Annotated in this window: 23 protein-coding genes; 22 read left to right on the top strand and 1 reads right to left on the bottom strand. The window is 57.5% G+C overall.

The window, feature by feature from the left end:
* Positions 1–26: 26 nt before the first annotated feature.
* The 21 genes from F627_RS0107980 (at position 27) to F627_RS0107880 (ending at position 21,618) form a co-directional block, all read left to right on the top strand.
* Positions 27–680 carry a DUF4400 domain-containing protein gene (locus F627_RS0107980; protein ID WP_019583744.1) on the top strand — a complete coding sequence of 218 codons (654 nt, stop codon included), beginning with the start codon at positions 27–29 and terminating at the stop codon, positions 678–680.
* A 103-nt stretch (positions 681–783) separates the two neighbouring features.
* Entirely contained in the window at positions 784–1,812 is a 1,029-nt protein-coding gene (locus F627_RS0107975; RefSeq protein WP_019583743.1) for a CpaF family protein, read from the top strand.
* A 91-nt stretch (positions 1,813–1,903) separates the two neighbouring features.
* The gene (locus F627_RS0107970) at positions 1,904–2,305 is read left to right on the top strand and encodes a TrbC/VirB2 family protein (protein ID WP_019583742.1); all 402 of its coding nucleotides are present in this window, start codon (positions 1,904–1,906) and stop codon (positions 2,303–2,305) included.
* A 6-nt stretch (positions 2,306–2,311) separates the two neighbouring features.
* Positions 2,312–2,677 (top strand): TrbC/VirB2 family protein, encoded by a 366-nt coding sequence (locus tag F627_RS0107965; protein ID WP_026332062.1) that lies wholly within the window; start codon positions 2,312–2,314, stop codon positions 2,675–2,677.
* An 18-nt stretch (positions 2,678–2,695) separates the two neighbouring features.
* On the top strand, positions 2,696–3,040 hold the full coding sequence (locus F627_RS0107960; protein WP_019583740.1) for a VirB3 family type IV secretion system protein: 345 nt from the start codon (positions 2,696–2,698) through the stop codon (positions 3,038–3,040).
* Complete coding sequence (locus F627_RS0107955) at positions 3,034–5,517, top strand: VirB4 family type IV secretion system protein (RefSeq protein WP_026332061.1); 2,484 nt, start codon at positions 3,034–3,036, stop codon at positions 5,515–5,517. The genes F627_RS0107960 and F627_RS0107955 overlap by 7 nt, the downstream gene beginning before the upstream one ends.
* The gene (locus F627_RS0107950) at positions 5,492–6,271 is read left to right on the top strand and encodes a hypothetical protein (RefSeq protein ID WP_019583738.1); all 780 of its coding nucleotides are present in this window, start codon (positions 5,492–5,494) and stop codon (positions 6,269–6,271) included. The genes F627_RS0107955 and F627_RS0107950 overlap by 26 nt, the downstream gene beginning before the upstream one ends.
* A 39-nt stretch (positions 6,272–6,310) precedes the next feature.
* Entirely contained in the window at positions 6,311–7,519 is a 1,209-nt protein-coding gene (locus F627_RS0107945; RefSeq protein ID WP_019583737.1) for a type IV secretion system protein, read from the top strand.
* 28 nt (positions 7,520–7,547) lie between these two features.
* Entirely contained in the window at positions 7,548–8,279 is a 732-nt protein-coding gene (locus tag F627_RS0107940; protein ID WP_019583736.1) for a type IV secretion system protein, read from the top strand.
* Positions 8,279–9,109, top strand: coding sequence for a TrbG/VirB9 family P-type conjugative transfer protein (locus tag F627_RS0107935; RefSeq protein ID WP_019583735.1), 831 nt, complete (start codon positions 8,279–8,281; stop codon positions 9,107–9,109). The genes F627_RS0107940 and F627_RS0107935 overlap by 1 nt, the downstream gene beginning before the upstream one ends.
* Positions 9,110–9,142: 33 nt before the next feature.
* A complete protein-coding gene (locus tag F627_RS0107930; RefSeq protein WP_019583734.1) occupies positions 9,143–10,492 on the top strand; it encodes a TrbI/VirB10 family protein in 1,350 nt (449 codons plus the stop codon).
* Between the two features lie 72 nt (positions 10,493–10,564).
* On the top strand, positions 10,565–11,308 hold the full coding sequence (locus F627_RS16390) for a lytic transglycosylase domain-containing protein (RefSeq protein WP_081630732.1): 744 nt from the start codon (positions 10,565–10,567) through the stop codon (positions 11,306–11,308).
* Complete coding sequence (locus tag F627_RS0107925) at positions 11,305–11,838, top strand: hypothetical protein (RefSeq protein WP_155987106.1); 534 nt, start codon at positions 11,305–11,307, stop codon at positions 11,836–11,838. The genes F627_RS16390 and F627_RS0107925 overlap by 4 nt, the downstream gene beginning before the upstream one ends.
* Positions 11,839–11,841: 3 nt before the next feature.
* Positions 11,842–12,546, top strand: coding sequence for a TcpQ domain-containing protein (locus tag F627_RS0107920; protein WP_019583732.1), 705 nt, complete (start codon positions 11,842–11,844; stop codon positions 12,544–12,546).
* A gap of 19 nt (positions 12,547–12,565) precedes the next feature.
* Positions 12,566–14,221, top strand: a complete 1,656-nt coding sequence (locus tag F627_RS0107915) for a hypothetical protein (RefSeq protein WP_019583731.1) — start codon at positions 12,566–12,568, stop codon at positions 14,219–14,221.
* A gap of 16 nt (positions 14,222–14,237) precedes the next feature.
* A complete protein-coding gene (locus tag F627_RS0107910) occupies positions 14,238–15,581 on the top strand; it encodes a type 4b pilus protein PilO2 (RefSeq protein ID WP_019583730.1) in 1,344 nt (447 codons plus the stop codon).
* Positions 15,565–16,494: a type IV pilus biogenesis protein PilP gene (pilP, locus tag F627_RS16925; protein ID WP_155987105.1), complete on the top strand. Its 930-nt coding sequence runs from the start codon at positions 15,565–15,567 to the stop codon at positions 16,492–16,494. The genes F627_RS0107910 and pilP overlap by 17 nt, the downstream gene beginning before the upstream one ends.
* 3 nt (positions 16,495–16,497) lie before the next feature.
* Positions 16,498–18,339: a GspE/PulE family protein gene (locus F627_RS0107895; RefSeq protein WP_019583727.1), complete on the top strand. Its 1,842-nt coding sequence runs from the start codon at positions 16,498–16,500 to the stop codon at positions 18,337–18,339.
* A 156-nt stretch (positions 18,340–18,495) separates the two neighbouring features.
* Positions 18,496–19,593, top strand: a complete 1,098-nt coding sequence (locus F627_RS0107890) for a type II secretion system F family protein (protein WP_019583726.1) — start codon at positions 18,496–18,498, stop codon at positions 19,591–19,593.
* 77 nt (positions 19,594–19,670) lie between these two features.
* Positions 19,671–20,231, top strand: coding sequence for a type 4 pilus major pilin (locus F627_RS0107885; RefSeq protein WP_019583725.1), 561 nt, complete (start codon positions 19,671–19,673; stop codon positions 20,229–20,231).
* A gap of 133 nt (positions 20,232–20,364) precedes the next feature.
* Positions 20,365–21,618, top strand: coding sequence for a hypothetical protein (locus F627_RS0107880; protein ID WP_019583724.1), 1,254 nt, complete (start codon positions 20,365–20,367; stop codon positions 21,616–21,618).
* Here the strand turns inward: F627_RS0107880 and F627_RS17135 are convergent.
* Positions 21,602–21,757, bottom strand: a complete 156-nt coding sequence (locus F627_RS17135; protein WP_196801159.1) for a hypothetical protein — start codon at positions 21,755–21,757, stop codon at positions 21,602–21,604. The genes F627_RS0107880 and F627_RS17135 overlap by 17 nt on opposite strands.
* A 715-nt stretch (positions 21,758–22,472) precedes the next feature.
* On the opposite strand from F627_RS17135, the gene F627_RS16920 reads away from it, so the two are divergent.
* A partial coding sequence (locus F627_RS16920) for a hypothetical protein (RefSeq protein ID WP_155987104.1) occupies positions 22,473–22,732 on the top strand: 260 nt, incomplete at its 3' end.

The raw sequence follows: 22,732 nt of genomic DNA, 5'->3' as shown, positions 1-22,732 counted from the left end.
TTTGAAAAATCTCAAGGAAGAGAGCGATGGTAGCTAAAGCGCAAGCCCCAAGGCAGCCGCTAAGCAAGGCGCGATTCGCGATTGCGATCGTTCTACTGCAAACGGTGATCCTCTTCCTGTTTGACGCACAAGGGTATCTGTCACGGGTTGTTGATATTGAGCGAACATTGAATGCGTCGGTGATGGGGAATGAGTCAGAACAGGTCTTCAAAGACCGGGCCGACGACGTGTTCTTCGGGTGGGTCGTCGATTCCGGGATATACGGGAAGGCGCGGGATTGGACGCACAACGCCGGAGCGAGTCTCCCGTTCGCAAGCGAGGCCGGTCGTGGAAACACCGAGAGTGAGATGTGGAAGCGCGTCGAGGTGTTCTGGCTGGCGTTCTGGACAATGATTTATCGACTCATGCTGGCGTTGTCGTGGCTGATCGTCTTTCTCCCCTTCTTCGCCGCGCTGATTTACGACGCGCTGAATAGTCGCGAGAAGCGGAAGTGGAAATTCGAGATGACGTCGCCGCTGAAGCACGATACGTTTAAGAAAATGCTCGTTTTGGGGGTTGCGCTCCTGATCTATGCGCCATTCGCCCTGATCCCCACGCCAGCATGGGCGATCACGGCTTTGGTGGCGGCTGTACTGTTTCTGTTCGGAAGCACACTACGCTCGTCGCAAAAGCGGGTGTGACCATCGGCGCCTCGACTACCGCTCCTTCGGGAGGGGTAGAATCGAAGCGGCCGGATGGGTATAGTCAAATGCACGCGTTCCAGGATGGAACCAAAGGAGAATCATGGACGATCAGCGAACCCGCCAAGCCCAGCAGTTACTTCGCGCTCATCTCGCCCCGCTGGCGCCCTACCTGGACGACCCCGATGTCCAGGAGATCATGGTGAACAACCCCGGTGACGTCTTCGTTGAGAAGAATGGTTCGCTCGATCGGGTGACCGTCGGGATGGAGGCGGATGCGGTTCGGGCCGCCATCGTGCTGATGGGGCGCCTTGACCAGAAGGACGTGAGCGAAACCTCCAAGGACGCGATTATCGATACGCAGATCGAAGGCATGCGTGTCGCCGCTGCTTTGCATCCAATCGCCCAGGAAGGCCACTCCATCTGCATTCGAAAACACCGGAAGGTGAGGTTCACGACCGGTGACTATGCCCAGCAGCTTTCCGAATTCCATCGCGCCGGTGGGGCCCCCGATGCAGAGGAGGAGCCCGAACCTCCGCGGCAAGATGGGGAGGGGTTTTCCGAGTGGGTCCGTTGGCTGATTCGGTCAAGCCAGAACTTTCTCGTGTCGGGTGGAACGTCGTCCGGTAAGACCGCACTACTGAACGCACTTCTGGAGCATATCCCGGAAGACGACCGAGTGATGGTGCTGGAGGATGTTCCCGAGCTGGATGTCGCGGTCGCCAATCAGGTGCGCGTGCAAACCAATCACCAGATCGGGATCGACATGCAGAGCCTGCTGAAACTCGCGCTTCGGTATCGACCGGACCGGATTATTATCGGTGAGATCCGAGGCGGGGAGGCTTTCGACCTTCTTCAGGCGATGAACACCGGGCATGACGGATGCTGCTGCTCCTTGCACGCGAATAGTGCAGAGCAGGCATTGGCACGCCTGGAAACCCTGGTGCTGATCGCCGACGTCGGGTGGCCCATCGACGCGATCCGAACCCAGATCGCATCGACCATCGATTATGTAATCCAGATGTCCCGAACCCATGGAAAGCGGCACTTGGCAGAGATTGTTCGGGTGACCGGCTACAGGGACGGAGGGTATCAGACCGAAACATTGTTCGAGTTCCGTCCAGGGGGCTAAACGGTTTCGGTCGAAGTGGTGCTGACTGAAGGGAAGCGAGGGTTTTCAAAGTCAGTGGGTATGCAGTAAACGTAAAAATGCGAGGGATAGCATGAGCATGATGGATCAGAGCAAAGCATGGATGGCGGAAAAAGGCAGCAATCTGTCGGTCTGGGCTGAGAAGCACAAGCACACCATCCTCAAATGGAATATCTGGAGCCTGTTGGCGGTGATCGCTGTTTTCACGATCGATCCGGCGCTGGCGCAGTCGACGACGGAGACAATGCCGTGGGAGGGGCCTCTGGAAACGGTGATGAATTCGCTGTGTGGTCCGGTGGCTCAGTTTGCGGCGGTGATCGCGTTCGTGGTAACGGGCCTTCTGGTGGCTTTTGGTGAGCTGTCGGGTTTGTTCTCGGTGATGATGCGTGTGGCTTTTGGCCTTTCCATTGCGCTCTTCGCAGTGAACTTTCTCTCCTTCTTCGGGGTTGCCGGCGGCTTTGCCTGCGGACGGTAAGTTCCAGTGGAAGCCTCGAGTGAAGCATGGCGGAAAAGTGGGCAACTGCTTGTTCTGGTGATGCCGTTCCTGGTGCTTCTTTCGGCTTTCTGGCCGGAGGTGGCGTCGGCTCAGGAAGCCGGAAATCGTGTTGCGGAAGACAGAGTGCCGTGGGTTGAAATGCTCAAGGCTGTGCGCGACTCGATGTGTGGTCCCGTTGCAAGGTATGCCGTAGTAATCGCGTTGGTGGTTACCGGGTTGATGGTTGCATTTGGCGAGCTGCAAGGCATGTTCGCCAGCCTGCTCCGATTTGTTATGGGTGCGTCATTAGCGCTTATGGCAGCCCAGTTCGCAAACCTGTTCGGATTGGGTGAGGCCGGCTGCGGCGCGTAGCGATAGAAAAGGAACGTCATGGAAGACGAGAATCATGAATTCTTCACACCCGAGGGGTTACGTAAAACCCCGGTGCGCCCATCGCTCATCGAGGGAAAGCGAATCGCGGGTGTTGAAGCGAATATGGTGATCGCCAACCTAACCATTACGGCCGCGGCGGTGATGGGTCTGTACTGGTATTGGTGGTTGGCTCTCGCTTGGCTGATTCACAAATTCCTTCGGCATATCTACTCCAAGGACAAGGATGTTCGGAAGGTCTATCTGGCGTATGCGCGCCAGAGCGACCGATATGAGCCCTGGCCCAGAATCAACCAGAAGCAAGCCAAGCGTCCCAAGGGCTGGGGCAGGGGGATGCTATGCTAAGTGTTTCGAAGAAACGCCCAGACGAAGCGTATCAGGCGAGTCATCGACCACTTTCTGAGTTTATTCCGTGGATGTCGATGGTGACCGATGGCTGCGTGATCCAGAAGGATGGATCCATTCTTGTGGCGTTTGAGCATGAAGGGTTTGACCGAGAAGGCGTAGACGCCCTAGAGGTGAATACCTCGGTGGAACGAATCGAGGCGGCCCTTGGAGTGTTTGAAAAAGGCACAAGCCTTTGGTGGACGACGCAGCGCCGAGTGTTGGACCCGGATCCCGGTATTGCTTCTTTCGATAATCCTGCGTCGGAGTATGTCGACCAGGCCTGGGTGGAGAGCCTGAAACAGACCCGCTCCTACTATCACCGGCACTACGTGGCGATTCGATTCGAGAATGCTAAGGGATCGACGCGGTTTTTCGATCTCTATGCGAAAGCCCTGTCGGATGGCCTTTCATCGATTAAAGCGCTGATGCGGGCAGCATCGATCTCTCTTCAGTCGCGCGACCGGCTCGTGTTCGAGGCAGAAGAGGTCGTGACCTGGGTCAAAGCGATTGAGAGCACTCTGGATCAGTTCACGGCGGCGCTCCCGGGGATCAAAATGCGTCGGCTGGAAGGGAAAGAGCTGTTGGGGTTTATGCACCGGACCATTTCTCCAGGTTCTCAGCAAGCCACCGTTGCGCCCGACCCGACATCGACGTATCTCGATTCGTATTTGGGCGAGGACTCCCTGACCGTCCACCCCCGTCATCTGCAATTCAGTGGACAGAACCCGAGGGTGGCGACGACTGCAAGTATCAAGGCGTGGCCGCATCACTCGGTCCCGGGCGTTTTTGACCCGATTCAGAAAGCGGACGCCGAACTGGATTTCACGATCGCGTTCAAGGTTCTCGACAAAGAGGAGGCGAAGTCCTACATCGAGGATGTACGCCGGCACAATGCCAACTTTGCCAAGTCTATCATGGGGTATATGAAGGAGGCATTCTCTCAAGGTGATACGGCGACGATCGACAACACCCGCATCATGCAGTACGAAGAGGCGGATAATGCCTTAACCGACTTGGGTCTTGGCGGGAGTGCTGGCTACATGCTTGCCACGCTCACCGTCTATGCAAAGACCCCGAAGCAGCTTGAGAAGGACTACAACAACACAATGAAGCTACTGCATGAGAACGAATTCATTCTCATGCGCGAGACGATTCATCTTCTTTCGGCCTGGACAGGGCATATTCCAGGGCAGGTCAAAGAACCCGTTCGCTGGATGTTTGTGTCGGGCAAGAATTACGCGGACTCGGTGCCAATCCGTTCCGTTCGCACCGGGTCGAAGGTAAACGAATATCTAACGCAGCAGCGCGGACAGGAAACGGGGGCGTTGACGTCGCTCGAAACGGAGTACAAGAGCCCGTATTTCTTTAGCTTCCACGAGAGTGACTTGCCTCATGGCTTTGTGGTGGGACCCAGCCGAATGGGTAAGTCCGTATTTATGATGTTCCTCGCCAGCCAGTGGAATCGGTATGCCCCTTCTCAGGTATTTATATTCGACAAAGATTTAACCTGCCGAATTCCAACCTATCTACACGACGGAAAGTATCTCTGGCTGGCGAAAGAAGACGCGCCTATGAACCCCCTCTCCAAGCTGGATTCAGAGGAAGATCTGAACTGGTTTACGCGGTGGGTGGAAACACTAATTGAGTCGCGTGAACACAAGATCACCACGGCTGACGAGAAAGCGATCTACCAAGCTGCCAAGGAGGTTATGCAGCTCAAGAGCAGTGGTGAAACCGTAAAACTTTCCAGTTTTGCATGGCATCTTCCTCAGCACCTCGGTGACCAGTTGGCACCCTGGATTGAGGGGGGAGCAAAGGCCTCCTATTTCGACAACGACGAAGATGCGCTCAGCTTCTCCAACTGGACTGCGATGGAAATGGGGCAACTGTTTGAAGATCCTCGGGCGGCAAGGGCGTTCCTGGATTACGCGTTCTATCGTATCCATCAGCGCCTCGATGGACGTCCGACTATGATCTATATCGAGGAGGCCTGGTTCATGCTGGAGGACGAGCGTTTTGCGGCGAAGGTCAATGACTGGCTCCGAACCCTAGCGAAAAAGAACGCCACGCTCATCATGGCCACGCAATCCCTTGAGGAACTGGCCAAATCTAGCTCATTCGTATCGATGGTGGACAACATTCCCAATCGGATCTTTTTGGCAAATCCGAATGCTCGCGCATCGAAGGAGTTGTACAAAAGCCGATTCGGTTTATCTGACGCACAGATTGAACGCATTCGAACCGCGATCCCGAAGAAGCAGTATTACATCGTGGATAACACCAAAGCACGCATGGTGGAAGCGAAATTCCCGCCCCGCGTGCTGGCCTATCTTCGATCGGACGGGAAAGCGCAGAAGGTGTTTGATATGGCCAAAAGCTCACACCCGGAACAATGGAAGGAGATCTATCATGATCGGATGCAAGACGACGCGTAAAGTGAAATGGACGGCCCTGACGGGTTTGATTGTGTCCGCCGTGGTAGCCACTTCGGGTGCTCAGGCGTCGGGCGCAGCGGGGATCGTTTACGACCCAACGAATCACGCCGAAAACTTGGTGACAGCTTATCAGACGGCCCAGCAGTATTCATTGGACTTGCAGCGTTACTACAATCAGTTTCAGCAGCTCAGCAATCCGGGAGATTTGTTGGGGGATACGGGGCTCACGATGCAGGAGTATCAGGATTACATGCGATCCGTAGATAGGCTTGTGGGTGATTTGGATGGTGCGAGAGACTTTATGGATGACCTCCACAGGGATCTTTCGGTGAGTCAGCATGACGATTGGCCAGCTTATTATGAATCGAGACGAGAGAGGGCAGAGCGGCGTGACGGTCTGGTGGTAAGCCAGTTCGAGCGGGCTCGGCAGATTGGCTCGCGAGTAGAGAATCAATACGATGTGATCCAGCGCCATCAAAACAAGGCGGCGGCTGGCTTCGCGGGAGAGGTCGAAGGTTTGACGCAGCTTTCGACGCAGATGGCGATGTTGCAGGACCAGAATGCGCAGTTGGTCGAGCTTGCATCGGCCCAGCAAGTCATGTCCGCGGAGGAGGAGAGAAGCGCATCGACGGACGCAGAAAGCGTCCGACGCAATGCGCGGCAGGACGCGATGCGCAGTGAATTCGAGCGTCGCCGTTCGATAGAAGAAAGTCGAGAGTTCTACCGTTCGATTGGCATTGAACCGAACTTCTAAGAGTTCGGGAACCGATAACGACGGAAGAGGCGAGATGGAATGGCGGCCCCGGTAGGACAACTGATTAACGACGGCCTTGATGCGGTTGTTGGGCCTGTTATGGGCTTGACGATCCTCGCAACCGAGGCTGGGCAGAACCTGTCGGCGGTCGCGCTTACGATCATGGATTTCCTGATCGTGATCATTATCGTGTGGTTCGGGATCCGAATGGCGCTTTCAAGCTCCATGGATGCGTCGGACTATGTATTCAATCTCGTCAAAATGATTATTCTATGGTCGATCTTCTATTGGATAGTGGGGAATTACGGTGAACTGGTCGAATACTTTTACAACGGGTTTGACCGGTTAAGTTCCACCGTTGAGCAGGAGACGGTCAGCGCGATAGCCACTCAAGCAGGACTATCACAAGCACAGGCGGGGAGTGCCAACGTTGCGGAAATCGATTCGGATTTACCCGGGTCGAATGCGATTCGAGGGCTCGGCCACTTCATGGATATGATGGGCAAATCGGTCCGGACAGCCGAGGATATAATTAACTCTGAAATCGCTGACCGGTCGTGGAGAGAGAAGCCTTCGGCGGCCATTCAGGGTTTGTGGGTGATTATTAAGATCCACGTCATACATGCCATCGCCATTTTGGCTTCGGTGGCGTATCTGCTGATTTATGCGTTCATGCTGATCCTGGTCACCTTTATGCAAACGGTGGTCATTGCGATTGGCCCGATTATGTTAATGACGCTAATGGTCCCTTACCTGTCATTCTTGGGGGATGGCTGGGTTAGGATGGCAATTCTTGTAGGTCTAATGAAAATAGTGCTCACCATTATTTTGTCGGTGTTTGGTGGGTTGCTGCTGTCCGTGACCGCCAACATGGATTCATTCGATCAGTTTGCGCCGGGTCCAGAGCCCGAGTGTGAGGTGGGTCCTGAGATGCCGAATCGGGGTGGCGGAGGGTATACAAGATGTGAGGATCCTGAAGAGAATTTGACCGGTATCAACCAGCTCAACGGAGCCTTCACGCTGATGACGATTCTTCCGCTGATTTTGACGGCGGCCGTGGGCGGCATCATGCTGCTGAAGGCCCCGCTGCTTGCGGAAATGCTGATGATGGGCAGAGGATTTGGCATGGCAACATCCGCAGGCGCAGGTATGGCGGCGAAGGGTGGCGCTAGAGCTGCACCGGCGGTAGCGGCCGCCGGATCAAGGGGCGCCGCAGCCGTTGCACGTGCAGTCGGGAAGAACCGTTAATGAGGGAACTCTGGCAAAGGATTGAAAAATGAAAGGGATGTTCGGTCGAAAGGCCCAGGATGAGCGGGTCGCGAAGGGAAAAAAGAACAAAGACGAAGCGCCGGAAGGGGCACCTTCGGTGGCTCTGGATGCGAAGGCCATAAAGGCCCGATTCATGAACGCCGGAGCGTTGGAGGTAGAACGAAACCGGTATTTCGTGGCGATTCTCGCGATGTGCGCGGTGGCGGGTCTGCTGGCATTTTCGATTGCCAGTCTCACCCCGCTGAAGGAGGTGACGCCGTATGTCATCGAAACGGATAACATAGGCCGGACAGAAGTGTCCAATGCGCGAGCGATTGAATTCACTCCGTCAGAGATTCAGCTTCGCTATTTTTTGGCTGAGTGGACCAATCAGATGATGACGATCCGGCCAGGCGTGACGTCCCAGAATCTTCCAAAAGCGTTTAACAAAACAAGGGGAACGGCGTCTTCGCAGTTTCGCGAGCACCTGGATAGCTATGATCCAATCGGACGCTCGACAGATAGCCCGGAGGTTACGGTTGATACACAGATCCGTTCGATCAATTTTTTGTCGGACGGTGCGGCTGTGATACAGTTCTATACGGAAACACGTTCGCCGAATCGGGCGACGGGGAGGGAAGATTATTCTCTCGTCGTGAACTACGAAACGTTTAGGCCGCAGACCGAGGAGCAGATCCTCGAAAATCCGGTTGGCCTAGTGGTAACAAACTTCAACCTCACAAGGGATATTGGGGGATAATGATGAAGGGATTCATAGGGCGTGCGGTGGTTCCGGGCGCAGTCGCGTTTGCACTCGTGTCCGGGTTGGCAGGCGGCGCGGCAACCCCGCTGGTGTCGACAGCGGTGGCGTCCGCGGAGCCGTACACGTTCCCCCAGGAGACGCGCCTGGTGAAGTTTCGGTACGACGAGAACCGCACCTACGAGATCCTCGCGCGGCCGAATTCCCCAACGAATATCGCGCTCGCCCCGGACGAAGAGCTGGTGGCGCTCGCGATTGGTGATACGGTGCAATGGATCACGGACGACATTCCTGGCCACATATTTGTCAAGCCGGTGCGGCCGGGGGTGTACACGGCAGGCACGATCGTTACCGACAAGAGAACGTATCAAATCAGCCTGCGGGCGGTTCCTTCGAGTGGGCAGTGGTATCAGCGGGTTTCGTGGGAGCACGGGTCTGGTGGGCTCATCCGAGAGGCGAATCGATCTGGACGTCAAGGAGAAGGTCGATCCTCGAGCAGTCGACAGGCGGCCGAGGCAACGGCGGCGCGCGAGCACGCTGAGACGAGCGCGCGGGGAACACGAACACCCCATCCGTCCGAGCTGAATTTCGGCTACCAGATCAATGGGGCTTCGGGTGTTGTCCAAAGTGCGTTCGATGACGGGAAATCGCTGTGGATTCGATTGGAGGATGATCTCGACGAGCTTCCGGCGGTGTTTGTCGAGGGGCGTAATTCGTCTCAGGCCCTTGCGAATTACCGCGTGGACGGCAACTACATCGTCGTTCACCAGGTGAGTCGGGTGACCCGGCTTAGGATTGGGCGCGACGAAGTGGTGATTGAGCGCGGGTAAACGCATGCAGTGCGTCACGAGCAGGGATGCCAAATGAGCAAAGGAAGCCGGAACGAAGGGCGGAACGACGAACTTCTGGAGGGTTCTTTCGATGAGGAAGAATTCGAGGAACGAGTTGATGAGGCGCCAAAGGAACAAGTAAAGGGGAAGACCCCGAAGAACCTGGCCATGCTCGTGATCCTGGGTATCGCGGGGGTCATGGTCGTGGGGATGATTTTCTCCGAAGGTGGTGGTGGCGGTGGCGGGCAAGAAGCGGAGCAGGACGCGCTCGCGGATCGAGGAATCGAATCCCAGAGTTTCGAGGAAGAGCTGGAGCGGCGCCAGCAAGAAGCGCTCGAGCGGCGCCGAGCGAGAGAAGCCGAGATGCAGGCTCAACGAACCGCTCAAGACTCCCCGGAGCCAGAGAGAAGTGATGATCGGGCGCCCCGTATTCGCGTTGAAAATGGGGATCCGGAGTCGAACCAGTCGGTCCAGATGAGCGATCGTGAGCGCGCGCTCCAGGAACGCGCCGCTCAATCGGAGATTTTGGCGATCACGGGTAGCGGCAGCAGAGCGAGAGGGGGCGCTGAAGCGGATCGTTCGTCACCCCCCCCGGGATTCCAGGCGATGCGGGATCAGAACGACCGCATGCTTGCGGACCTTCGTTCGCGGGCGGATCGCGGAATGGAAATGATGGAGCAAGGGCTCGGAAGGGTTGATGCCCCTCGAGCCCCTGGCGAGGATGTGGCCGGCGGGCCGACACGGAATGAGCAATGGCTGAACCGTCAGCGTGACCGTGATCCCGGGGATATGCGGGTGGTGCGGGATCGGCCCCTTGATCGCCCCGTAGTCCTGGAGGGATCGGTGATTCCTGTGGTTTTGCAAACGGCTGTGAATTCGGATCTTCCGGGAATGATTACAGCCATTTCGACCCGCGACACGCTGGATTCAGTGAACGGCGCAGAGGTTGTGATTCCCCGTGGGACACGGTTTGTGGGTGAATACAATTCGGACGTCATTCAAGGGCAAAACCGGCTGGTATTTGCCTTCCATAGAGCAATGCTCCCGGATGGACGGGATATTGATTTGGGAGGTATGCAGGGTGCGGATGCAGAGGGGCAATCGGGCATGACAGGCCGTGTGAATACGCACTTCTGGTCCCGCCTGGGGCGAGCGGGCCTGATTGGCGCCATCACCTACGGCATCGAGCGACAGAGCGAGCCCGCGCAAGTGACCCAGATTGGTGGCGGCGGGGGTGAGACCACGAGTTCGAGCCAGGCGGCCGAAATCGTGGGAGATGTCGCACGCGACTCGCTGGAACGCAATCAGCAGAGGCCGCCGACGATTACCATCAAGGCCGGGGAAACGATGAATATCATGGTGAACTCGGACATCGTGCTGTAAATCGAATTCAAGTTGTTGTAGGCTCATGGAGAACCGGATAGGGATGATCCGGATGACAAAGGACGAACAGGGATGTTGAGAGCAATCTCTCCGCTAATCCTAGCGGGAACAATGTTGGCGGCTGGGCCGGCGGCGGCCGCGCAAAGCGGCACCGTGGAGATCGAGGCGGGGACCTCCCTTCTGGATCTGGGTGTTCGTCGAAACCATGATGGTCCACTGGTCCTCGTTGGAACAGACGAGAAAGGACGTCGCCTCGCGCATTTTTTCAAGCGAGGCGAGGATATAGCCCACCGTTCGGTCGTCATAGATCAAGGCGCTGCGTCCTCGAAAACGACCCAGAGCAACCCAAGAGCGCGCCAGGCGGCCTTCCACCCCGCGCCGAACCGAACCTCGGCGACCCAACCGTATAACGGCCGGATCAACACGACAGCTTTTCAGCGTGAGGTGGAGTCCATCTCTCGTCGTTATGGTGTCGACCCTGCCTTGGTTCGGGCCGTAATGCACACCGAGAGCTTTTTCCAGCCGGAAGCCCTTTCAAGTGCGGGTGCGCTTGGGTTGATGCAGCTTATGCCTGCAACCGCCGAACGTTTTGGTGTGACAGATCGCACTGATCCGGTTCAAAGCATTGAAGGGGGAGTGAAATATCTCCGTTTCCTTCTGGATACCTTCGATCAAATTGAGCATGCGATCGCCGGATACAACGCCGGTGAGGGTGCGGTTCAAAGGCATGGAGGGATTCCGCCATTCAGTGAAACCCAGCAATTCGTGCCACTCGTGCTGGCGCGATATGAGCGTTATCGGGAGGCAATGGAATGATAGGTATGCCGAAAATGGGAGTCGGCATTACGGCCATCACCTTTCTAGTGACGGGGTGCGCAGGGATGGGCACCAAGGATCCCCGAGACGGAGATGCGCGGTATTTCCATGCGCAGAACCCAGAAATGGCGATCATCGTCGAGGCTGATGAGTTTAACTTCGATTATGAGGTTGCATCGCTCGATGGAAGGAATTCCGATGGTCAGGTGTTTGACGATGGAAGCCGAACCTATTTTCTCACCGCTGACGGAACAGGATATCGCGACCTCAAGGATGCGGCTGGTCAAACGAGAGAGACCCGCAGGCACGGAATGTATCGAGTGACCGAAGGTGTCGAATCGATCTGGTTCGCGCGAAATTCAGCGGGGGACTCGATTTGTATTCGGGCGGGGTGGATGACCGAAGGGGCGTGTAACGACGCGATTAAAGCCTCAGAGGGTGTGCAGCCGGACCGAACAGAATTGGAAAAGCGCAGGGCAGAACTGATGCAGCGCCTGGAGGCGCTCGAAAACAATGGGCGACAGGAGTAGTTAATGAAAGGCAAGAAAGGAATTCTGGTGGTATCGACACTGGCGCTCATGGCAGCAGCGCCCGTCTTTGCCGGTAGCTGGACAACCTATATCGACAACGAATCGGTGAATTCACCGTATTCATTCGACTTCCAAACCCTTGGCGCGCCAAACGCCCAGCCGGTTCAGGTCTTCACGGATGAGTACGAAACGTTCATCGAGATGCCTGGGGATGTGACGCCGCATTACGCGATCGTGGGGGGGAGCCGAGTACAGCTCAAGGAGAGTCCACCCTACGTGGTGCTGGATTCATCGCCTCGAGAATTCTTCCTTCGCACTTCGAAAGGTGAGGTCGAGGTGGTCCGTCGCGGCGACTCTCGACTCGCCGCAGAAATTTCCGGTCGGACGGCTCAAAGCGGGTGTGATCCGGTTTGTGAGTCGCCGGCTTATGTCCTGCGCGCTGGGACCATGCTGAGCGAGTCCCTCCGGCGCTACGTGAAAGCGCAAGGCTGGAACTCACTGCGTTGGAACGTTGATCACGATTATTTCATCGAGGACGACATCCCGATGCGCGGCGATATGCAGTCGGCAATCATGGGGCTTGTTCGCGCCTACCAGGATCAGGGTGGATTGATGGGCGTTAGCCCCCGGTTCGCGGAAGCCAACCGGGTCGTGGTTTTTGAATCGTCCGATATGTCGGGTGAACCGCAGTCTCTGCGTCGCCGCTGATCGAAAAAAGGAGTTTTAGATGATGCATTGGAAGCAGACGATTGTGGCGGGGGCTGTGGCGTTGGTCGTATCAGGCTGTGCGTCTTTCGGCGAGCCCAACGAGACCGTCAACCGTGCCGACGCGGAAGTGGATCGCGTTCACTCTGAAATTCAGGTGCTCGAGGCCGAGCGCATGAAAGGAAATGAGCGTGCCCACGAGTCGACCCGTCAGCCTCAAGGGTCGAGCAACCCCTACGTGAATACCCGTCCGGTTCCGATCCGGAAAACCTTGCCGCGTCTGTTCGAGCGACAGGTGACCTTCCATGAGCCGCATCCCACCCCGATCGGGCAGGTCATGGGGAAGCTCTCTCAGGTCGCGGGGTTGCAGGTTGGATTCGAGTATGACCTGGTCGACTCAGGCGCCCGGAGCGGGAATATCCGCGACCAGCGTCGGGAAGACTCCGCAGGGCGGGATGTGTCCGTGGTGGATCTGGATGAACTGGCGGGTGCTCGATCGGAAGGTGGCGAGTTGATGCACGACGTCAAAGTCGCTGTGTCTCATCAAGGTCGGGTACGCGACGTGCTGGATGCGGCGGCCAATGCATTGCAGGCCAACTGGCGTTATGACGAAGGTGCGCAGCGGGTCGTGTTCTATCGGTATGTCACCAAGACCATGCGAATCGCCATGACGCCGGGGAGTATCCGTAACGACGTCAACATCGAAACCAGGAGCGAGCAGTCCAGGACAGGGGGTGCGGAAAGCAACCTTCGACTGGAGGGCGACAGTTCGGTGTGGGAGTCGGTGGAAGCGGCGCTTGAGACAATGACGTCGAGCCGCGGTGCTTTCTCGGTAACGGATACCACGGGAACGGTGACGATCCGAGACGTTCCGGATGTCGTGGACCGCGTCGCGGAATATATCGAGAACCTCAATGAGACCTTCCAGCGTCAGGTCTCGGTGGATGTGCAGGTGTTCCGCGTGGAGGCCTCGCAGGAAGACCTACGTGGCGTGAATTGGTCGGCGCTGTTCGATACCCCCAACATCGGATTGGAAGTATCGAGCCCGGGTGGAGGTGTAGGTGATCTGAACCCAGGAACGGCGCGTCTCTCGATTCCTGAGGGGGCGGGTACGCTGAGCCGGTTCGTGGGGAGTGAGGGCTTTATCCAGAGTCTTTCCCGAATCGGTAAGACGTCCAGTGTCACGTCCACCACGCTTCAGACGGTGAACAACCAGCCGGCGCCCGTTCGGATTGGCCAGACGATTGCGTATCTGGAATCCGTGAGTCAGACCGATACCGCAAACGTGGGGTCGAGTACGACGCTCACTCCGGGTGAGATCGATGTCGGCTTTTCGATGCAGCTCCTTCCGCACGTGCAGGACAACGGCCGGGACATCCTGATGCAGGTGATGCTGACCTTGTCGACACTGGATCGCATCGAGGAGTTTGAGTCTGGGGGTCAGCGGATTCAGCTCCCCGAGGTGTCCTCCCGTGATTTCGTCCAGCGCACTTGGCTGCAAAGCGGGGAGGCATTGGTTCTCGCGGGGTTTGAGTCGATTGATGCGAACCTCTCGCGGCAGGGCTTGATCGATGCGGATCAGTGGGCGCTCGGGGGTAATCGGGCAGCGGACAATCGCAAAGAAAGTCTGGTGATTGTTCTCACTCCCACTGTGACCTCGATCCGAGATCGCTTCTAAGCCAAGGAGGGCATGCGTGAGCCAGATCAAGCTCAACAAGAAGCTCTATCTCACCGAATTGGAGTGGCATGGTGTGCCGGCTGGCAAGGCCGTCGGCGCCCGCGAGGTTCAAAGCTATGAAGAGGACGGCGGCCCGCCGGTTACTGGAGTTGTTCACCTGAAATCCTCCGAGTCGCTTGAAGAGGATTTCGTGGGCCTTTATCGAGACCGGGGTACACCCCCTAAAAAAGCCGGCACGCTGGCGGGAACAATCGCGAAGGCTTGCCCCGAGCACATCATCGTCGGCGAAATCGAGGATGGTGTCTGGTGGCTGATGGTTTCGCACCAGGGTGGCGTTATCCCGGGCACCGATATCGAAGGAAGCGGGCGCGAAATTCTGTCAGCGCTGCACGATCATCTCGAGCTTTTCGGCGATCAGGCGATCCTGGTCTCAAGCGCGGATATCCCTGGCCTTGAGGGGTTGGGTGATCAAGCGAAAAACGAGGTGGGTCGAGCACTCGCGGGCGCGAGTATTCAGGGTCTTGAAAGCATTGTCGCGGACGTGGATGCGGTTGCGGTAGAGGCGCTCGAAAAAGGGATGTCGCCCGCGAGGCAGGCTGTTACCGGCGTCGCTGCGCTGGCGTTTATGGCCGGCGTTGGCTGGATGGCGTGGGATATGTTTTTTGTGGATGAGACCCCACAAGTTCAGACCCAGAGCGAAGAAGCCGAGGCAAGAGAGCAATACCTTCAAGCCATCCTCCGGTCCGTCAACGATCGAATCCCCGAGAATAGTGGTTGGGCGATAGAGGCCATTGAGACGGCAATGGATCGGCACGCCGTGTCCGCGAATGGTTGGCAATTCGAAGGTGTTGCGTGCGAGCCCGGAGCGTGCACGATTTCATGGGTGCCGTATTCGTCCATCCGGCCAATCCGCGGCTTTGAAGAGGAAGCGGGGCTCCCGGAAGGAGCCTTGTCGAGATCCTCTCGAGGGGACTCCTTGAGTGCGCAAGTCTCGATCGGGGATGTGCCAATGCGAGTATTCCAAGGTGAGTCGGACCTGAATCAGTTGCCAGTTGGGCGAGAGATCCGTGCCGACTGGTGGGATTTCATGCAGCTTGCTCAATTCCGGTCGCCCGGGATCGATTTCGAGAGATCGAGAGGGACGTCTTCGGTTGGGCCGGCGGTCGCGCCAGCGGGGATGGTTCGTCTTGAAAGTGAGACGTTGCACGCCAACGGTAAGACGCTCGCTCAACTAGAGCGGCTTTTGGGGAGCCTCGACCAAACCGATATTCGAGCAAAGAAAGTGACGTTTGCCCCGCCGGAAGACGGTGGCAGTTCCTCCCAATGGAGAGTGGAGATGGAGTATGTGGCGAAACAGTAAGGAAACTCAGTGGATCCGCAAACCGGTCGCAGCCGCGGTGGTTGCGTTGTGCCTGGGCACGGCGACATGGGCGTCTGCGCAGGCGGACGACGTACCTTCGTTCATGCAGAACATGGAGACTGATGGGGGTTCGATTGAAGCGGATGGATCACCCGAGAGGCAGAGCGATCGAGGTGAGATCGACCCAACCCCTTCGGTTAGCCCCGATGGCGATGCGGGGGATGCAGAAGAAAACCTGGGCCCCGGTCCGGAGCGGTCGGCGGCGGACGCGGGCCGGGTAAGTGTTGACCCCGGTACGGGAGGGGGCGAACCGGTTGTGGGTGCAGCACCCATTCGTCCAGATATTCCGATAGCACCCCCGCGCGCTCGCGCGGCGGACGACGAGCTTGAAAGCCCGGTCGACATGACCCGATCCGAACGGCAATACCTGGATGAACTCCGGGCCCTTCAGCAGGAAAGCGAGTTGTGGGAGCTTCGGAATCGGGTTGGGGAGCAGCGCCAAGCCTATATGGAGCGTCAACAGAAGATTAACGAGGCCGCACGCCCTGAACCACGAGGGCCTTCAATGGAAGAGATCATGGCGTTGATGAATGGGCCTCAAGGAGGCGGGGCGCCACGTAATCAAGCTCGACCGGGCCGAGTGGCCAGTGCGTTTGATTCCACCATCCTCGATGACGAGCGAGCACTGGCCGAGATGCGCTTGGTGAGCGTGTTTGGTGACCGCGGCCGTCCTTCGGCGGAGGTCTTCTATGGCGGGGGTCGTATGACGATCTCTCACGGGGACATGCTCCCGGGCGATTGGATGGTGTCCGAAATCGAATTGACCCGAGTGGTAGCCGAGAAGGAAGGCCGACGATTCGAAATCGGCCTGAAGCGCCCCAATGGGAATGGCGATCCCAATCGCCGGAGGTAAAGGATGAGCCTGGAATTCGAAGAGACGGCGGAGTCCGTCGGCGAGATCCTGGAAGACGCTGCGGTCGACACTGAAGGCGCCGAGCAGCCCGCGCCGCCGAGCAGTGTGGGGGCGATCGCCTCGGACAACCACCGGGAGCGGTTTGAGGCGCCGGAGATTACACGCATGGTGGATCTCCCGCCTTACGATTGGATTCTCACTGGTTCCAGCGGGGTCGTTAAGGCGCCCCTGGTCATCGAGGATTTCGCTTGTGTGGTGGGGCATGTCACGCATATCAAGGGCGATTTTCAAAAGGAAGACATCGAGGTCCAGGATGTCCCGAGGATGGTCGAGAGCCAATCGATCGAACTCGAAGTTTGGGTCTTGTGTACTGGCCGTGTGCGTGACCGGTCAAAGGTTCATCTCGCGGATCTGATTGGCACTGCGCGAAAAGCATTGCCGGGTGCTCGGGTGCACAATAGGCCGAGGTTGACTACAGCGGCGATCATTGAGGCGCTCTACGAGCGGCAGAATAGCGACGAGCTACTATCCGGCGGAGACGTCTCGAATGAGCAACAGGATTTTGATGACATTGGGCGATATGCCCTTGCAAATAAGGTGTCGGATATCCACATCGAGGCGGATCGGGAATCCGCCCAAATCCTGATGCGGCAGCATGGGCGACTTCGGCACTACAAGGATCTGGCGCCCGAGCGAGCCCGAGCTATCTGTTCTGCGGCGTACAACACGCTTACGGAGTCCGGATCGACACGGGACTCATTTAATGAGCGGATCTTTCAGAACGCGGTTATTGACCGACCGTACGAAGAGGGGCGCGTTCGTTTCCGGTATGCGTCAATGCCGGTGGCACCGGAAGGCTTCAACGTGGTCTTGCGTCTCCTTCCGATTGGGGTTGAGGCGGATCACCAGTCGTATGAAGATCTGGGCTACGCAGAGTCGCATGTGCGCGATATCCGCCGGGCGATGGGGAAATCGTCTGGGGTATTCATTATTGCGGGTACGACGGGGTCGGGTAAGTCGACGACGCTCCAAAATGCGATTGAAGGGATCGCGATGGAGCGACCCGATCAAAAAATCCGGACCATTGAGGAGCCCGTGGAGTATCGGATCCGAGGAGCTTCGCAAACACCGGTTGTTCGTGATGAAAGTAAAGCGGGCGATGGGAAGAGCGAAAACAAGCCGTTTGTTGATGCGATCAAGGCCGCGCTGCGCAGTGACCCTGATGTTCTAATGATTGGCGAGATTCGAGATACCGTGACGGCGGAGTTGGCCATCCAGGCCGCGCAGACAGGGCATCAGGTCGCGACCACCATTCACGCCGACGCGTGGAGCGGGGTTGTTGACCGCCTCAATCTGATCGACATCGATGGTGGGACTCTGTCGCAGCCCGGCTTGATATCGGGGCTCGCATACCAGAAGTTAATGCCCGTGCTGTGTGACCACTGCAAGATCCCCGCAGAAGAATGGGCACGCGAAAACGCAGGGACTCCCGAGCAAAAGAGCATGATCGGACGGCTAAGCGAGATCCAGAATAACGATCTCGATGGAATCTACTTCAGCAAGCAAAACGGTTGCCCTGAGTGCAATGGCGTCGGAATTGTCGGTCAGACGGTCTGCGCGGAGGTCGCCCTGCCGAACAACGCGATGCTGCGAGCCATTCGCCAGGGCGACATCATCGAGGCCCGGAAGGCTTGGCGCGACCAGCGATCCGAAGAACCGGGTGATATGACAGGGCGAACGGCCTTTGAGCATGCGATCTACAAGATGCGAAAAGGGATATGCGACCCTCGGGATATCGAGCACCGATTCATGATGCTGGACGAACTGTTCCACCTTGACGACTAGGGAAGGGCGATGAAGGAAGCTATGATGGAGCACGGCCAGCGTCTAATGGCGCTGGCGGATCGATTCTCGAGTCGGCCGTCGAATGCGGGGGGTGGATCGAAGCCGGGGGCACGAAAGAATGTGTCTTCGGCGGCATTAGGGGATCGACTCAAGAGGATGCGAGCCAAGCTCAAGTTCGGCGCAAAAGAGCGGGCCAGCCTGTATCGCAAGATGGCATCCATGACGGCGGCCGGCTTCCCCCCAACGGAATCGATCAAGAAGCTCAACGCGAGGCATAAGGCGCGTCGCAACCCGCTCGAGTTTATGACGCATGACTGGATTAAGCGTGTTGGGCAGGGTGCGAGCCTTGCTGATGCGCTTGATGGGTGGGCGGATCCCGCGGAAGTGACGATTATCGCGGCCAGCGACAAGGTGAACGACCTCCAGACGGGTCTCCAGGAGGCCGCGGAGTTGACCGAGTTCCGACACAAGATGACGAAAATGGCGGTGTCGAAACTGACAATGCCGGTCGTGCTTCTGCTCTCGTTGTTTGGGTTGGTCTACTACATCGCCGCAACGATTGTGCCCAGCGCCCAGGACATGCTTCCAGAAGAACAGATGCCGGATTTCGCGAAAGCGTACTTCGCATTTGGTGAATGGATGCTGGACTGGGGCGGGTGGACCGCCCTTGGGGTGGTTGCCTTAGCGATTGCCCTCGTCATTTCATTTCCCATTTGGAAAGGGAGTGCTGAGTTCCAGAAGAAGAAATCCAGCGGTAATCGCTGGGAGAAGAAGGAGAGCCTGAGGGACTACGCCGATAAGGCGTTCCCTTGGACGCTTTATCGCTCAATGCAGGGAGCTTTCTTCCTGCTTGCGCTCTCATCGATGCTTCGAGGGGGTATGACGGCGGCCAACAGCATTCGGAGCCTGTCCCAGTATTCGACGCCCTGGCTGCGTCAGCATCTCTCGCTCATGGGGGCAAAGCTAAAGGGCGGATTGCCCGAGTCAAAAGCGCTTGAGACGGGGCTTCTCAGTCACGAAATGAGTGATAGTCTTGCGATTTACGGCGATCTTCCGGACTTTGCGGAAGCGATGAAGACGATCGGGGACGACGCGATGAGTGACCTCGAGAGCAGTGTCTCCAGAATCAGCTCGCTTACATCCGTGGCGGTCATGGTGCTTTTGGCTGCGTTCATCCTGGCCACGATCTTCGCGCTAGGGGAGACCAGTTTCGCGATCTCGGATGCCGTTGAGCAGCAGTCGATGGGCATTTGATCCGCCCATCCGAATCGGCTACGTTATAGGCGTGGTCGGACCACTAATGTGTACCTCAACCAAGGAAAGGTGATTCCATGAAGAAGCAGTCCATCTCCCGCTCCACCCTCAACGCCCGCGCCCGCAAATCGAAGGGCTTCACTCTGATCGAGGTCTTGATCGTGCTCGCGATCGGCGCCGGTATTCTCTTTGCCGTGTTTGCGGCCGTGAGCAAGGTGCAGGGCAAGGCGGTCGCGAAAGAGGCGTCCGAAACCCTGAATCTGATGGTGGCGGACACCCGAGCGCTGTATCGCAGCCAGGGTAACTTCAACAACATCGACGCCGAAACGCTGGTCAACAACAACGTTCCGCCTCGCTCGATGGTGAATGGCTCCGACATTATTTCGCCGTGGAACACCGCGATCGCGGTCGATGAAGCGACGATCAATACCACGAACGATGCCGTGCGCTTCACCTACCCGGATGTTCCGCGCGATGATTGTACGGGATTCGTGCAGGCTGCCGAGGGCTCGTTCACCCGTGTTGAGGTTGGCGGTTCGGTTGTAAAGGACGTGGGTCAGACCATGGAAGTCGCCACACTGGGTCAGGCTTGCTCCAGCGCGGATTTTGTGGACATCGCCTTTACGCAAGGCCGATAAAGCAGTTAATCGTACTTGCACTACCCGCTTAGGGAGCGGGGCGTTCATGCAGGGCTCGACACACTCCATCTCGTGAAAAGGTGGGTGTGCCGGGCCCTTTTTCGTTAGGACAATCTAAAGGAATGGGTCAGGGATGAAACAGGGAACGATTTCAAGCGCAGCGCGGGCCAGGCAGGAAGGCTTCACGCTCATCGGTATGTTGCTGGCGTTGTCCGTCGCGGTCGCCGCACTTCCGCTGGCGCACAAGATGATGGATCGGAGCACTGCGGATTCGTCAGCGAAAACGGCGGGCAATGAGTTGGCCCAGCTTTCTGTCGGGTTGCGCGGTTACATCGGGGATATCCAAGCGGGCGTGGTTACGCCGACGGCGGGCCCCGTAGACCTAGATCATTTCCGGCCCGAGTCGTGTGGCGGCCCCGCCCGGGGGCACCTCGATGTGTCGGAGGGGTACATCCCGTGCCATATCGCTCGATACGGAAACAGTGACACGATCTTTGGCACGGATTATGACATCGAGGTCAATAACTTCGGGACAGATGGATGGGAAGTCCGAGCCTATTTCGACGTATTGAGCAATCAGCCGGATCGCCGGGGAGTTCTCGCCCACCGGGTGATCAACACGGCTTCTGCGCACAGCGGGCAGCCGGCGAACGGGTTGTTCCAGAATTTCCTCGCCAATGTCCCGGTGAATTCAAACGATCCGTCGGCGAGCACGCAGGATCCGGCGGACCCCGACTTTGGTCGCGCCATGGTCGTGGCCAGCAACCGTCCCTCTGACGATATGTGGCTGCGGACGGACGGGTCGAACGAGATGAACGCGAACATTCGGGCCGGCGGAAACAGTCTCGTCAATGCCGACTCGATCGATGCGTCGGGCGACATGGTGCTGGGGAACAATGCGTTTATCGGTGGCGATACCGTGATTCAGCGGTCTCTTGAGGTCGGGCAGAGCATCAATTCCGGACTCAATATTCGCGCCGATGGGAACCTGTTTGCAGGCAATGATGTAGTCGCGACCACGGACGTCGTGGCGGGCGACAACGTGTATGCCGGTAACAATGTCGTGGCGGATGAGCGCGTGCTGGCACGGGATATGTACATCGAGGATATCGACAAGCTCGTGAGTCAGGGAATCTACAACCAGGTCGTTCTATCGGGTACTGGGATGACGGTTCAAAAACCGCAGTGCCCGGCCGGCATCGACCCCGGGGTGTACACCTCGATTCAGTCGATTGCGGGAGAATCCGGGGAGCCGATTCACGGGCAGCGAGTCAATGTTACCGATCTTGGTTCGGAATGGCGGATCGATCCGCAGATCCTCCCGCCGACTGGGCCCTGGCAGGACACGAGCAATTCGATGACAGTGGTATTCACGAAATGCGGGTGATGGGGTCGCCCAGGCCGAACAGGGAAAGCAGGTAAACAGGAGAGAGGAAATGAATGGAAAAAAGGTATTGGTAGCCGCCACGTCTGTGGCCATGGTCGTTGCGTTTGGTCTGACAGCGACTCAGGCCGACGATCGGCATGGATTTAACACCGAGGCCATGAAGATGGAACGGGGGATCACCGGCCAGGTGGACCCGAACCGCCTGGACGATAAGGTCAGCGAGTCCCGAACGACCAGCCGAAGCGTGGAAGAGCGGTTGAGTGAGGGGATGGATGCCGCTGCCGCGTCGTCCTCAGATTTTGTGGACTCCAGTATGAACGTGACGCAAGCCAGCACACAGGGCTGGTGGGACTCGCGTCGCGCGGATTGCGAAGCCAATGACGGAAAATGGGATGCGTCATCCCTGAGCTGCGCATATCCTCAGCGTGAATGTCGGGATATGGGGTTCGAGTGGGACGAAAGTTCGCAGAGCTGTAAAGTGGATCACGCCTCAGTTTTTGGTGCGCCAGGGGGCAGTTATGTGAGCGCTTGGAGTGCGAATAGCAACAGGAACCCAATATATGGGCCGGGGTCACAGGGAGTTAATTGGTATGCTTACTCGCCGACTCACGGGCAGACGTGTTACTCGTCTGGGAATTCGGTCTTCAGTCAATGTAATGGAAGCCGCGACGACCTCAAGCCGTTGGTGAATCCCCCGGGCGTGAGCCTCTGGACGGGTTGGTCTACCACTCTTGAGGACGGTATGTGTCCTTGGGGAGGGGTGCCTGTAGTTGTGAGCTACGACCAAAGAAATGACGGGTGCTTCGACTGTGAGAATTACTGGCACTTTGAAGGCTATTGCGGAGGGTAATGCGATGAAGATGAAAGCGAAATCGGTGCTGTCCAGCGTGATTGCTCTGGGATTGGCGTTCGGAGCGGTCAGCGCGCAAGCCGACGACCGCCATGGTTTTGATGCCGAAGGTGCAATGGCCAAGCATGGGATCGAGCGTGGCGGAGTATCCAGTGAGGATTACTTCGAAGCGATGCAGAATGAAGCACGTTCCCGCGCATCCGGGCTTGGGATTAGTTCCCAGGATGCAACCGCAAGAGTAGGGGCTTCGAGTGATTCCAGCGG

Source organism: Thioalkalivibrio sp. ALE16 (genome assembly GCF_000381305.1).
Classification (GTDB): domain Bacteria; phylum Pseudomonadota; class Gammaproteobacteria; order Ectothiorhodospirales; family Ectothiorhodospiraceae; genus Thioalkalivibrio.
Note: the sequence above shows the minus strand (reverse complement) of the source record. Positions and strands in the feature narration are given on the sequence as shown.